This window comes from Segeticoccus sp. (assembly GCF_035708005.1).
In genome coordinates this window covers 1-13,299 of record NZ_DASSTI010000177.1, presented here as the reverse complement: position 1 = coordinate 13,299, position 13,299 = coordinate 1, and the positions used below count along the sequence as shown (strand labels likewise).

Below are 13,299 nucleotides of genomic sequence, written 5' to 3'. Positions count from 1 at the left end.
CGCGCCACCGGCAGGAGCTGCGGCTCGGGCACGGCAGCCAGGCACAGGAGGCCGCCGACGAGCACGCCTCGAGCGGCGCCGTGCCGGAGCTGGCCAACGACTCGCCCGAGGCCGTCGCGCCCGGCGGGGTGCGCGACCAGTCACCCGACAGCGCCGACACCGCCAGCATCGTCGAGGCCGTTGACGACCTGCCGCGGCGCGGGTGGACGAGCTGGGACGGCAAGCGGATCGGTGACACCGCCCTGGTTCGGCTGCACGGCCTGCGCGAGACGATCCGGCGGATGCGCGCCCTCACCGCCCTCCCGCTCGCCGACCTGGTGGGCGAGGCGGAGCGGGCGCTGGGGCTCGACATCGAGGTCCTGGCCAGACCCGGTTACACGCCCAGCGTGGCGCGCGCTCACCTCGACGCCTTCGCCGACGTCGCCGCGACGTTCTCGATCAGCGCCGACCGGCCCAACCTCGCGGGCTTCCTCGCCTGGCTCAAGGCCGCCCTCGAGGAGGAGCGCGGGCTCGACAAGGGCTACATCGAGCCGCGCGAGGGTGCCGTCCAGGTGCTGACCGTCCACGCCGCCAAGGGGCTGGAGTGGGACGCCGTGGCGGTGCCGGGACTCACCGAGGCGGCCTTCCCGGCCCACACCGGTGCGACGACCACCTGGCGCGAGGGACGCTGGTGCCACTCCGAGCCCAAGGACAAGGGGTGGTGCGGCGGGCTCGACGGCGTGCCGTACCCGCTGCGTGGGGACGCCGACGGGCTCCCGGTGTTCCGGTGGGACGCACCCGAGGACCTCGTCGGGGTCAAGCAGGAGCTCGAGCAGTTCGTGCTGGACGGCGGCCGTCACGCCATCGCCGAGGAGCGCCGCCTCGCCTACGTCGCCGTCACCCGGGCCCGGCGGAAGCTGCTGCTGACCGCGCCGGTCTGGGCGGACGCCTCGACCCCGCGGCTGACCTCACGTTTCCTCACCGAGCTGGTGGAGGCTCCCGAGGTGCCGGTCCAGCTCGGGCCGTGGGCAGAGCTGCCGGAGCCGGGGGACGACGGCAAGGCCGTGAACCCGCGTCAAGCCGAGCCGGTCACCGCCACCTGGCCCGCACCGGCACCGCAGGACCAGCGCCGGACCCGGCTGCTGTCGGCGCAGCAGGCGGTGGTCGACGCGATGCGGGCACGGTCGGCGGGGCAGCCGGGCGGTTCGCGCGAAGGTGTCGGCGGGCCGCCGGCCGCGCAGGAGCAGGGGACGCTGCCCCTGCCCGGGTCGAGCTCCGCCCGTGACGAGGAGATCGAGATCCTGCTGCGCGAGCGCCGCCGGTCCCTGGAGCGGCACGAGCTCACGGTCCGGCTCCCGCGGCACCTGTCCGCGTCCGCGGTCGTGTCGCTGGCGCGCGACGGGGAGCGGTTCGTCGAGCAGTTGCGCCGGCCGATGCCGGCACCGCCGGCCGTGGCCGCGCGTCGCGGGACCGCGTTCCACGCGTGGGTCGAGCAGCACTACGCGCGAGCGGCCATGGTCGACCTGCTCGACCTGCCCGGCAGTGCCGACGAGGACGCCGGCGACGAGGACCTCGAGGTGCTGAAGGAGCACTTCCTGGCCAGCCCGTGGGCCCACCGCCGACCCGAGGCCATCGAGATCGCCGTCGAGACGGTGATCGGCGGGGTCGCGGTGCGCGGCCGCATCGACGCGGTGTTTCCCCGGGCGGACGGCGGGTTCACGATCGTCGACTGGAAGACCGGCGTCGAACCGACGGGCGACGCGGCGCGGGTGCGGTCGATCCAGCTCGGTGCCTATCGGGTCGCCTTCGCACGCCTGCGCGGCTTGCCGGCCGAGCAGGTGGACGGCGCCTTCTACTATGCCGCCTCGGGGGAGACGGTCTGGCCTCTGCTCCCTGACGAGGCCGAGCTCGAGGCTCTGCTCACCGAGGCCGTGCGGCACGACGCGAGCTAGACCAGAGCTCCGCCGCGAGCATCCGTCGCCGGTCGGCTGCGGTGCGGAAGTCGGCACGTGGCCGAGTCCGTCCCGGCGGGAGCAGGGTTGGAGGTGCGGAAGTCGGCGCGTGGCCGAGTCCGTCCCGACCGGAGCAGGCTTGGAGGTGTGGAAGTCGGCACGCGGCCGAGTCCGTCCAGGCGGGGAAGCCCGTCGCGAGCGGCCTGCGCCGTCAGCCGCCGCCGTGGCGGGCCAGCAAGCCACGCAGGTCATCGAGCGTGAGCGCGTCACTCATTCCCATGAGCGGCACCTTGACCACGGGCATGGCGCTGAGGAAGGCGCTCATCGCCGGGTCGCTGCCCTCCGGGCCGAACAGGCGGGCGAACTCTCCCATGGCCTCCCGCAGCGCGGGCCCGGCCTCCGGGTCCGCCATCCACTCACCGATGGTGGAGTACTCGGTCAGCGGCCGTCGCGGCTGCGGGGCCTCGAGCGGCACCGTGGTGCGAAGCGGCAGGTCCCGGGAGGAGGCGCCGACGGACAGCTCGATGGTCCCCGGCTCGACGACCCAGCAGTGCAGCTCGGCGTCCCAGTGGCTCAGGTCGCGCCGGCTGAGCCGGAACTCGACGCGCCGAGATTCCCCCGGCTCCAGGGCGACCCGCTCGAACCCGCGGAGCTCACGGGGTGCGCGGGCGATCGTCGACTCCGGCCGGCCGACATACAGCTGCGGCACGGCGACGCCGGCCCGCCCGCCCGTGTTCGTCACGACGGCCGAGACCTGCAGCACGGCGTCCTGCCCGTTCGCTTCGCTGGTGACGGGCTCAGCCTGCACGGTGAGGTCCGAGTAGCCGAACGCCGTGTAGGCCAGCCCGTGGCCGAACGGGTAGGACACGGACGTCTCCATGGCGTCGAGCCCGCGGTAGCCGACGAACATCCGCTCGCCATAGGACACGGTGCCGTTCTCGCCCGGGAAGTTCAGCTGGGCGGGGAGGTCGGCCAGACGCTTCGGCAGCGACTCGGCGAGGCGGCCGGACGGAGCCGCGTCCCCGACCAGGAGGTCGATCGCGGCGCTGCCGCCGGCTTGCCCACCGAGCCACAGCTCGAGGATCGCGTGGGCGTCGTCCTCCCAGTCGGCGACGGTGACGGCCGAGCCGTTGGACAGCAGGACCACAACCCGCTCGGCCACCTCGGCGACTGCCCGGAGGAGCGCGACGTGGTCGTCCGGGAGGTCCATGTGCGCCCGGTCGTAGCCTTCGGACTCCTCGGCCGCGGGCAACCCCAGGAACAGCACGGCAGTCCTGCCGGTGGCCAGTTCCACCGCCTGGTCGCGCAGTTCTTGCGTCGTGCGGTCCTGTCCGGGGGCGCCGACCGCCTCGGCGAGTCGGTAGCCCGGGGCGAACGGCACCTCCAGCCCGCGGTCGGCCAGCGCGTCGAGCGCACTGACCACGTGGGTCGGGTTGACCTGGGAGGAGCCCGCCCCTTGGTAGCGCGGGGTGCGAGCCATCTCCCCGATCACCACCCCGGCCGCCGCCAGCGTCGAGGCCTCGAGCGGCAGCACGTCCTCGTTCTTGAGCAGGACGGCGGCCCTGGTGGCGACCTCGCGGGCGAGGGCGTGGTGTGTCTCGGGGTCGAACGAGCCGGCCTCGGCGAGCGCCGGCTGACTCCTGGCCACGAGGTCCAGCACCCGGGTGACGGCCCGGTCGAGGTCCGTCTCGTCGAGCTCTCCCGACCGGACCGCGGCCACGATCCGGGCATCGTTCACCCCGCCGGACGAGGGCATCTCGAGATCGAGTCCGGCGGCCACACCGGCGACACGGTCATCCGTGGCGCCCCAGTCCGACACGACCAGCCCGGAGAAGCCCCACTCCTCGCGCAGCACCTGGGTCAGCAGCCAGCGGTTCTGGCTCGCGTAGGTGCCGTTGATCTTGTTGTAGGCGCACATCACCGTCCACGGCTGGCAGCGTGTGACGACCTTCTCGAAGGCCGGCAGGTAGATCTCCCGCAGGGTGCGCTCGTCGACCTCTGCGGAGACCCGCATGCGGTCGCTCTCCTGGTTGTTCGCTGCGAAGTGCTTCAGTGACGTCCCCACACCCGCGGCCTGTATGCCGTCCACAAGGGACGCAGCGAGCTCTCCCGTCAGGTGCGGGTCCTCGGAGAAGTACTCGAAGTTCCGCCCGCACAGGGGGCTGCGCTTGATGTTGATGCCGGGGCCGAGCAGCACCGCCACCTCGTTGGCGCGGGCCTCGGCGCCCAGCGCTTCGCCGACCCGCCGGAGCAGGTCACGGTCCCAGGTGGAGCCGAGCCCGGCCGCGGAGGGGAAGCAGGTGGCCGGTACCGAGTCGGTCAGCCCGAGGTGGTCGGTGGCACCGGCCTGCTTGCGCAACCCGTGCGGCCCGTCCGTGACCATGATCTGCGGGATCCCGACCCGCTCCACGGCCTGGGTGTGCCAGAAGTCCGAGCCCGAGCACAGCGCGGCCTTCTCCTCGAGGGTGAGTTGCGCAAGGAGCCGGGGAATGTCGTGCCGTGCCAGAGCAGTCATGTCAGCGAACCTTCATGAGGAGAGGGGAGGGCCACGACCGGCCCAGCCGGTCAGGACGAGCGGCCGGCCTCGGTGCCGTTCGCCCGCTCCGGAGCTTCCGCGGTCGTGGGCGAGGAGGCCTGCCCGGCGCTCAGGTGCGGCTCCGTCGTGCTCTCCGGCGGAGTCGCAGCGGGCTCGGCCCGGTCGTCGGCCTCTGCGCCACTGTCCTGCTCGGTGCCCTCCACCGCGCCGGGGCCCTCCACGTCGTCCTCGGTGTCCAGGTCGTCCTCAGTGTCCGGGTCGTGCGGGGCATCATCGCGGGCGTCCACGTCATCCCCGGCGTCGGCCTCGGCGTCCAGCGGCACCGGGGTGATCCGCCCGCTGGGCCGCTCGAGCGAGGAAGGGATGAGGTCCTCACCCTCGGTCTGTTCCTCCAGCCGACGCAGTGCCGACGAGCGAGCGTCCACAAGGCGGGAGTCGTCGGCGGCGACCGCCTCCAGCAGGGCAGTCAGCAGCCGCAGCTCGCCGGCCAGCCGGGCGCGGTGCTCGAGGTGCTGGTCAGGGCGCTCGATCCGCGCGTGGGCGTAGGCCTCGTAGACGGTGTCGAACGCCTCCGGGTCCGCCTCGGACACCAGGCTGGCGAAGTCGTCGGCGGGGTCCGCCACCTGGGCGCGCTCCCACCCGGTCACCGCGCGCACACGACCGACGCCGGCGTCCTGCTCGTTCGGGAAGTCCGCCAGCACGTGCTCGCCGAGCAGGTTGCCGTGTGTCGGGGTCGCTCCGAAGCGCCACAGGCCGACCTCCTCCAAGGCATGTTCCCACCGGGTCAGCAGGCCGGTCGGGACCCGTCCGGTGGCAGCGCCACGGTCCACCTCCGCGAGGAGTCGGGTGCGGTACTCCTCGGCGTCGTAGGACGGCAGGCCGGCCTCCTCGTAGATGCGCGGGTCCAGGTTGTGCAGCGCCGCGATGGCGCGCCCCACCTCGGCCGCCAGGGCGGTGCCGGCGGGCAGCGCCGCCCAGTCCAGCGGGTGACCCGACGGCTGGGGGTAGACCATCGCGCGGCCGCGATCCCGGACCGGGGCGAAGCCGCGCGCGACGGGCACGGCGAACGGCAGCCGACGGGCCACCAGCCGGAGCAGCGGCTGGGCCGCCTCCTGCTGGGCACCGGCCGCCGCCGTCAACGGCGCCCGCAGCACCCACCGACGGTGCTCGGTGTCCTCGATCCGCGCCGTCTCGAAGTTGGTGTCGTGGCGCGGCCGCACCTCCTGCACGCTCTGCGGGTCGAGGCCGGGCACGGCGCTGCTCGCCAGGGCCGCCAACGCCAACGGACCCAAGGGGGTGCTCGCACTCATGCTCACGATTCGCGCTCCTCGGCGCTGCGGGCCTCGCTGCGCTCGTGTCCTCGCGCCGTCGTCGCACTCATGCCCCAAACCGTACGTCCCCACCCCCTCCTAGGCTGGCAGGTGTGAGCCGCCCGTCGGAAACTCTCCTCGACCTGTCCCTGTCGACCGCCGCCCTCGACCGTGCCGCCCACGGCCGTCGAGACCCCGAGCTCATCCCGCAGCTGCTCGCCGACCCCGCCACCCGGGTGCTCGACCTGCGCGGTGACCGGGTGCGGGTCGAGACCGGCAACCCCGCCGGGAACGCCGCGCCCGGGAGCGGGGACGGCGGCGCGGCGGTCGCAGCGAGGATCTCGCTGCGGCCGCCGGCGGAGGCGGATCGTTCCCGGCTGGTGCTGTACCTCGGGCGCGACGGTGAGCACACGGCATACCTCGCGGTGGTGGGGGAGGCGCTCGAGGACCCGGACCCGGCGCAGTGGCCGACCCTGCGGGAGGTCGGGCCGTCCCTGGACGACCGCGACGCGAGCCTGTTCACGGCCGCGCTCGCCCTCGGCAACTGGCACGCCGCCCACCCGCGGTGCCCGCGGTGCGGGACACCGACCGTCCCCATGGAGGGCGGCTGGGTACGGCACTGTCCACAGGACGGCAGCAGCCACTTCCCGCGCACGGACGTGGCCGTGATCATGGCGGTGACGGACCAGGACAACCGGCTGCTGCTGGCCCGGGGCCCGCAGTGGGCGGTCGCGCGAGGCTCGGTGCTGGCCGGGTTCGTCGAGCCGGGGGAGACCCTGGAAGCGGCGGTCGCGCGGGAGGTGCAGGAGGAGGTGGGACTCACGGTGACCGACATCACCTACCGCGGCAGCCAGCCGTGGCCCTTTCCCTCCTCCCTCATGGTCGGGTTCACCGCGCGGGTCGACGGCGGCGCCGACCTCACGCTCGACCCGGTCGAGATCGCCGAGGCGGAATGGTTCACCCGTGAGGAGCTGCGCCAGCAGGTGGCGAGCGGCGAGTTCGGCCTGCCGTCACGGCTTTCCATCGCCCGCCGGCTGATCGAGGACTGGTACGGCGGGCCGATCACCGGCCCACGTGCGCCGTGACCCGGCGGGCGCCGCGTGGTCCGCGCGGCGCTGCACCTGAGACGATCGAGCGGACATGAGCCCCACCGCCGACGACATCCTGGCCGCCCTCGACCCCGAGCAGCGGCTCGTCGCCTCCTCGCCGATCGGCCCGATGTGCGTGCTGGCCGGGGCCGGCACGGGCAAGACCCGGGCCATCACCCATCGCATCGCCTACGGCGTGCTGAGCGGTGCCTACCAGCCGCAACGGGTGCTCGCGGTGACCTTCACCGCCCGTGCCGCTGGCGAGATGCGCACCCGACTGCGCGAGCTCGGGGTGGCCGGCGTGCAGGCCCGGACGTTCCACGCCGCCGCGCTGCGCCAGCTGCACTACTTCTGGCCGCGGGCGATCGGTGGCGCGGCGCCGGAGGTGCTCAAGCACAAGGCGCCGGTCGTCGCCGAGGCCGGGTCACGGCTGCGGTTGCAGCTGGACCGGACCGCAGTGCGCGACCTCGCCGCCGAGGTCGAGTGGGCCAAGGTTGGCATGCTGACCGCGGAGACCTACCCGGCGGCTGCGCGCCGGGCCGCCCGCGACCCCGCGGGTCTCGACGCGACCGCGATGGCGCGGCTGTTGGAGGTCTACGAGGAGGTCAAGGCGGAGCGCCACGTCATCGACTTCGAGGACGTGCTGCTCACCATGGTCGGCATGTTGCGGCAGCGCCCGGACATCGCCAAGGAAGTGCGCGGCCAGTACCGCCACTTCGTGGTGGACGAGTACCAGGACGTCAACGGCGTGCAGCAGCGGCTGCTCGACCTCTGGCTGGGGGACCGGCAGGAGGTCTGCGTCGTCGGCGATGCCGCCCAGACCATCTACTCCTTCACCGGCGCCAGCCCGCAGCACCTGCTCGACTTCCCGCGTCGCTACCCCGAGGCGCAGGTGGTGCGCCTGGTGCGCAACTACCGGTCCACGCCACAGGTGGTCGCGCTCGCCAACCGGGTCGTGGCCGCCGGCACCAGCCGTGCCGGCGCCGCGGCCCTGCGGCTGCAGGCCCAGGGCGAGGAGGGCCCCGCGCCGACCCTCACCTCCTACCCGGACGACCCGGCCGAGGCGGGCGGCGTCGCCCAGCAGGTCGCCAAGCTCATCGACGCCGGCACCGCGGCGAGCGAGGTCGCCATCCTCTTCCGCACCAACGCCCAGTCCGAGGCGTTCGAGTCGGCACTCGCGGCCGCCGAGATCCCCTACCTCGTGCGCGGCGGGGAGCGCTTCTTCGCCCGCCGCGAGGTCCGCGAGGCGGTGCTGCTGCTGCGCGGCGCCGCCCGATCCGACGACGGCAGCAAGCCGCTCGGGGAGCTGGTCCGCGACGTGCTCACCGGAGCCGGCTGGACGCCGCGCGCCCCCAGCAGCGGCGGCGCGACGCGGGAGCGGTGGGAGTCGCTGCAGGCCTTGGCCGGGCTGGCGGACGACTTCGCCGCGGCCGGCCATGAGGTCCGGTTGCCGCACCTGGTCAGTGAATTGGACCGGCGCGCCGCCGAGCAGCACGCACCCACCGTGCAGGGTGTCACCCTCGCCTCCCTGCACGCCGCCAAGGGGCTGGAGTGGGACGCGGTGTTCCTCGTCGGGTGCAGCGACGGGCTGCTGCCGATCAGCATGGCCGAGGGCCCGGAGGCCGTCGAGGAGGAGCGTCGCCTGTTGTATGTCGGGCTCACCCGTGCCCGGCGCGAGCTCCGGTTGTCGTGGGCGGGAGCGCGCAGCCCCGGCGGGCGGGCCTCGCGTCGCCCCTCCCGCTTCCTGGAGTCCGCGGCCGACATCCTGGGTGAGTCCGCCCGTCCGCGGCAACGGGCGACCGGGGACCGTCGTGGCCGCGTGCGACCACCGCGCATCACGCACTGCCGCACCTGTGGCGCCGAGCTGGACACCGCCGCCGAGCGCAAGGTCGGCCGCTGCCACGCGTGCCCTCCCACCTACGAGGAGGCCACGTTCGAGGCCTTGCGCGAATGGCGCCGGGCCGTCGCGACCGAGGCCAGCGTGCCGGCATACGTCGTCTTCACGGACGCGACCCTGACCGCGATCGCGGAGCGCACGCCCTCCTCCTTGGACGAGCTCGCGCAGATCTCCGGGGTCGGCGCGCGCAAGCTGGAGCGTTACGGCACGTCCGTGCTCGCGGTCCTCGAGGGTGAGGACCCGGCGACAGTCAGCGAAAAGGCCTCTGCTGCAACGTAATTCGCATCCCGCCTTGCATCGCATGTGGTTGACTCGTGAATCACTTGCGGTTATCGGACAGATTCTCGATAAATTGCGTTGCGCCCGTGTGGTCGGGGGTCGTAATCTTCTACGCGTACCACCCCGGCGGACTTCTTGCCGTCCGGGACGCATCGATCAGCAGATGAGGAGGGTTGGCCTGATGGAGAGCATGACGATGACGAACGCGACGCGGATCTCCCGCGACCGCTTCGGCTGCCCGCTGACCGATGGCGCCCTCCTCCCGATGAGCGCCGCGGCTGCTCAGCACCGGGGGACCACTGTGTCCGCGTTCGGCTTCGGCATCGACGGCGGCATTGCCACCGATCGTCCCGTCGTCGCCTACGTCCCGGCCCGCAAGCCGTCCACCACGGATGTCGTTCGATCTCGCACCTGGAGACCACCGGTCTAGGTCTTTTCCTGGACCATCTCACCTCCAGGCCGCGGAACCCGACATCCGGGATCCGCGGCCTTTTCGTTTGTCCGAGCCGGTCGCCCGATGAATCAGCAGCACTACCGCAGTCACCACGACGGAAGCCACCACTTTCCGAGGACCTGACACCGATGAAGTCGCACCGCACCACCGGCGCCGCCGCCCCGACCGGGCGCCCGGCACCACGACCGCAGATGACCCGCCCGAGCACCACCCCCCGGGCCACCGCCACCACCGGGGGACACGACACCAAGGAGGTGACCCCGATGCAGCTCTCCGCACTTCTCGACCTGAACGCCGTGGCCGACGACGCCGGCGCTGACATCCCCTGTCGGGTGAACGACCCCGAGCTCTGGTTCGCCGAGAGCCCGAGCGATGTCGAGTTCGCGAAGTCGCTGTGCGGCTCGTGCCCCGCGAGGGCCCAGTGCCTCGCCAGCGCCCTCCAGCGGCAGGAGCCGTGGGGCGTCTGGGGCGGTGAACTCCTCGTCCAGGGAGCCGTCGTCGCCCGCAAGCGTCCCCGGGGTCGTCCCCGCAAGCACCCGGTTGCCGCCTGACCACCCGCGAAGGACTCAAGGGCTCAGCGTGACCACCACTCTTCCCACCGTTTCGGCTCGTGCAACCCGGCTCGTCCGTGCTGCCCGGGCACCCACGTCCAGGAGTTTCACCATGTTCCACGTCATCCACGAAGACCTCGCGCGCAACCATGTGCAGCAGCTCGAGCTCTCGCGCCGGCAGGGCAAGAACCGCCGGTCGCTGGAGATCGCGATGCGGGCGCGCCGTGAGGCCCGTCGCCTGAACAACCGCTGACCTGTCCCGACGTGGTCGGCACCGAGCGAGGCGGGGAGACCGCTGGTCATGTGGCCGGCGGACTCCCCGCCTTCGTCACGCTCGGAGGCGGGCACGATCCCCGAGGTCGGGCCTGCCGGTAGGTGGTGGGCCGGGGTGGGCATGCACGATCCCCGAGGTCGGGCCCGGTGGACTGCACGCGATCGGTCCCAGGCCCGCGAACGTCAGTCGCCCAGCGGCGGCAGGTCGGCCTCGGGGAGCCAGTGGTCGACGATGGACCGAGCCGGGACCTCGGCGCCGATCTGGCACAGCACGCCGATACCGCCGAGCCAGACCCGGTGGATCAGCAGGTACTCCGGCGGCAGGTTGAACCGCAGCCCGACCGAGAACTGCGGCCGCCGCGGGTCGTTGACGTGCTGGAAGATGCCCCGAAGCCAGGCCCTGCTGAACCGGAACGTGTCGGTGCGCAGGGGAGCGATGAACGGCTCGAGGTAGTCGAGGGCCGCCTCCGCATCGACGTCGATCGAGGCCTTGACGAAGCCTTCGGCGCGCAGTCCCTGTAGCAGTTCCTCGGCGCCACCGGACAACCCGATCGTGAGCAGCCGGCCCATCTCCGGGGGCAAACCCTGCGGCAGCCGGTTGACCGCACCGAAGTCGATGACACCGAGCCGGCCGTCGTCCATCAACCGGAAGTTGCCGGGGTGGGGGTCGGCGTGCAGCAGGCCAGCGCGTTGCGGACCGGCGAGCAGGAACTCGAGGTAGCGCAGCGCCGACTGCTGCCGCTCTTCGTCCGTGCCCGAGGAGATGATCCGGGACAGCGGCCGCCCGTCGATCCACTCACTGACGATGACGTGCGGGGTCGCGGTGACGATGTCGGGCAGCAGGAACTGCTCGTCGTCGGCGAAGGCCTGCGCGAACTGGTGCTGGGTGGCGGCCTCCAGCTCGTAGTCGAGCTCCTCGCTCATCCGCCCCTTGAGCTCGGCGAGGATCGGCCCGAGGTCCAGACCGGGGATCCACCCGGCGGCCACGCGCGCCACTCCGGAGATCTGGTTCAGGTCGCTGAGCAGCGCCTTGCCGGCACCCGGGTACTGCACCTTGACCGCGACCTCGCGGCCGTCCTTCCACGTCGCCCGGTGCACCTGGCCGATGGACGCGGCGGCCGCCTGTCGGTCGTCGAACTCGCGGAAGCTGCGGCGCCAGCCCGTGCCGAGCTCGTCGCGCAGCACCCGGTGCACCAGTGAGGTGGGCATGGGCGGCGCCGCGTCCTGCAGCTTCGTCAGGGTGGCGCGGTACGGTCCGGCCAGCTCCTCCGGTATGCCGGCCTCGAAGATCGACATCGCCTGGCCGAACTTCATCGCCCCGCCCTTGAGCTCCCCGAGCACACGGAACAGCTGCTCGGCGGTGCGGGCCTGGACCTCCGCGGCGACCACCTCTGCGGGCAGGCCGCCGACGCGCTTGCCCAACCCCCACGCGGTGCGGCCGGCGAAGCCGAGCGGCAGCGTGGCCAGCTTGGCCGTCCGCGTCACGGCTCTGCGGGGAAGGTCGGTCATGGCGTCATTGTCCCCTCTCCACCTGCAAGGGGCCGGTCCTCGGGGGGTGTGCCGGGCAGCGCGGGTGCGCCTCCCAGACCCGGTGGACCGTTTGCGGCCAGGGCACCGACGCCTCGACGGACACGCCGAGTGGGTCGGCCCCGCCGTCGAGGTGCCGCCCGACCAGAGTGGTGACGAACCCCGCGACCAGCAGCGCCAGGGGGGCATCGGCGTCGACCTGCGGCGCCACGGCACCGGGGGTGTCGCACCCGATCTGGGCGAACAGCGCCGGCCAGCCCGCGTCGCGGTCGCAGCGGTGCAGCTCGAGGCAGCGCAGGCACGGCCCGCGCCCCGGAAGGATCAGCGGCCCCACGACCACCTGCGGGTCCTGCACGACGACCGGCAAGTGCGCCAGGTCGGCAGCACGCCAGGGGGCGTCCACCCCGAGGGGGAGGGCGTCGATGGCGGTGAGCACGACCACGTCGGGCCGATCCTGTTCGGCGAGGGGCGCGGGCGAGGGGGCCGTGTCCGCCCAGACTCGTGTCGGGTCGGCCGGCGCGAGCCGTTCCAGGTCGGCCTCGACGGACTCGCGGCCCACCCGGACCCGGCCCACCCCGGCGGCGCGCAGCCCGGCCGCGACCACCTCCGGCACGAGACCTTCGCCGGCGACCAGCACGTGGCTGGCGTGCCGGCGGGCGCGGACGGCCCAGTCGTCCTCGTCCAGCAGCAGCCCGCGGTCTCGCAGCTCGTCGACCAGCCGTGCCACTCGGGAGGTGCCGAGACCGGCGGCGGAGGCTGCGGCATACAGCTCGGTGAGGTCGCGCGACCCGTCGAGGAGCCGCAGGAGGGCGAGCTCACGCCGGCTGAGCCCCTCCACGACCATCCCGCGGGAGACGCCGAACTGGACCGCTCCGTCGGCCCGGCGCAGTGGTCGTGCGGACGGGCGCAGGCGTGGTCGGGTGCTCATCGACGTCCTCCCGGTGGGTCGCGCGCCGGCTCGTCGGCCGGTCCGGCACCGACGGTGCCACGTGCGCCGATCCCGCCGCAGCGTTCGTCCACAGGCCCGGCGTCCCCGGACACGACGAAGGGGCGGCACCGCTGGTGCGGAGCCGCCCCTTCGAGGTGTCGGAGTGCCTCAGGCCTTGCCGAGGATGCGGTTGAGGTTGGTGCCGCAGACCGGGCAGACCGCCTTCGCCATCTTCGTGCCCTTGTCGTTGACCCGGACCTCGCCCGTGGCCTCGCGCTTCTCCTTGCACTTCACGCAGTAGAACTCGCCGCTGTAGGTCTCCGCCATGACGGCCTCCTTGATTCCTTCGTTGTGGTCGTCGCGGCGGGGATTCCAGGGAAGTCCCGCCGGGGTCCGGCCTGCGGACCTGTTTCGACAGTAGTCGACATCCACGCGTGAACCACGCAGGGACGCCGCTCAGGGGCGAACGTGTCCCGATGGCACAATTCCGGCATTTCCGGCTCATGCTCCGACGGTGTCGTCTCG

General features: G+C 73.1%; 11 protein-coding genes. 6 read left to right on the top strand and 5 right to left on the bottom strand.

Annotated elements, in window-relative coordinates; all coding sequences use genetic code 11:
• The coding region (locus VFL99_RS17140; protein ID WP_325107577.1) for a PD-(D/E)XK nuclease family protein at positions 1-1,931 on the top strand (1,931 nt) is incomplete at its 5' end.
• Positions 1,932-2,142: 211 nt separating this feature from the next.
• Here VFL99_RS17140 and VFL99_RS17135 read toward each other — a convergent pair.
• Both VFL99_RS17135 and VFL99_RS17130 read right to left on the bottom strand, forming a co-directional pair.
• Entirely contained in the window at positions 2,143-4,446 is a 2,304-nt protein-coding gene (locus tag VFL99_RS17135; protein WP_325107576.1) for a glycoside hydrolase family 3 N-terminal domain-containing protein, read from the bottom strand.
• 50 nt (positions 4,447-4,496) lie between these two features.
• On the bottom strand, positions 4,497-5,777 hold the full coding sequence (locus VFL99_RS17130; RefSeq protein WP_325107575.1) for a phosphotransferase: 1,281 nt from the start codon (positions 5,775-5,777) through the stop codon (positions 4,497-4,499).
• A gap of 113 nt (positions 5,778-5,890) precedes the next feature.
• On the opposite strand from VFL99_RS17130, the gene nudC reads away from it, so the two are divergent.
• From nudC to VFL99_RS17105, 5 genes are all read left to right on the top strand, one after another.
• Complete coding sequence (nudC, locus tag VFL99_RS17125; protein ID WP_325107574.1) at positions 5,891-6,862, top strand: NAD(+) diphosphatase; 972 nt, start codon at positions 5,891-5,893, stop codon at positions 6,860-6,862.
• A gap of 55 nt (positions 6,863-6,917) precedes the next feature.
• On the top strand, positions 6,918-9,041 hold the full coding sequence (locus VFL99_RS17120; protein ID WP_325107573.1) for an ATP-dependent DNA helicase UvrD2: 2,124 nt from the start codon (positions 6,918-6,920) through the stop codon (positions 9,039-9,041).
• 181 nt (positions 9,042-9,222) lie between these two features.
• Positions 9,223-9,471 (top strand): hypothetical protein, encoded by a 249-nt coding sequence (locus VFL99_RS17115; RefSeq protein WP_325107572.1) that lies wholly within the window; start codon positions 9,223-9,225, stop codon positions 9,469-9,471.
• 287 nt (positions 9,472-9,758) lie between these two features.
• The gene (locus VFL99_RS17110; protein ID WP_325107578.1) at positions 9,759-10,046 is read left to right on the top strand and encodes a WhiB family transcriptional regulator; all 288 of its coding nucleotides are present in this window, start codon (positions 9,759-9,761) and stop codon (positions 10,044-10,046) included.
• 112 nt (positions 10,047-10,158) lie between these two features.
• The gene (locus tag VFL99_RS17105) at positions 10,159-10,299 is read left to right on the top strand and encodes a hypothetical protein (protein WP_325107571.1); all 141 of its coding nucleotides are present in this window, start codon (positions 10,159-10,161) and stop codon (positions 10,297-10,299) included.
• A gap of 203 nt (positions 10,300-10,502) precedes the next feature.
• On the opposite strand, the gene VFL99_RS17100 is transcribed toward VFL99_RS17105, so the two are convergent.
• The 3 genes from VFL99_RS17100 to VFL99_RS17090 all read right to left on the bottom strand — a co-directional run bounded on the left by VFL99_RS17100 (position 10,503) and on the right by VFL99_RS17090 (position 13,101).
• Positions 10,503-11,828 (bottom strand): ABC1 kinase family protein, encoded by a 1,326-nt coding sequence (locus VFL99_RS17100; protein WP_325107570.1) that lies wholly within the window; start codon positions 11,826-11,828, stop codon positions 10,503-10,505.
• 4 nt (positions 11,829-11,832) lie between these two features.
• Positions 11,833-12,774, bottom strand: coding sequence for a hypothetical protein (locus tag VFL99_RS17095; RefSeq protein ID WP_325107569.1), 942 nt, complete (start codon positions 12,772-12,774; stop codon positions 11,833-11,835).
• Between the two features lie 168 nt (positions 12,775-12,942).
• Positions 12,943-13,101, bottom strand: a complete 159-nt coding sequence (locus VFL99_RS17090) for a DUF5679 domain-containing protein (protein ID WP_325107568.1) — start codon at positions 13,099-13,101, stop codon at positions 12,943-12,945.
• Positions 13,102-13,299: the final 198 nt, after the last annotated feature.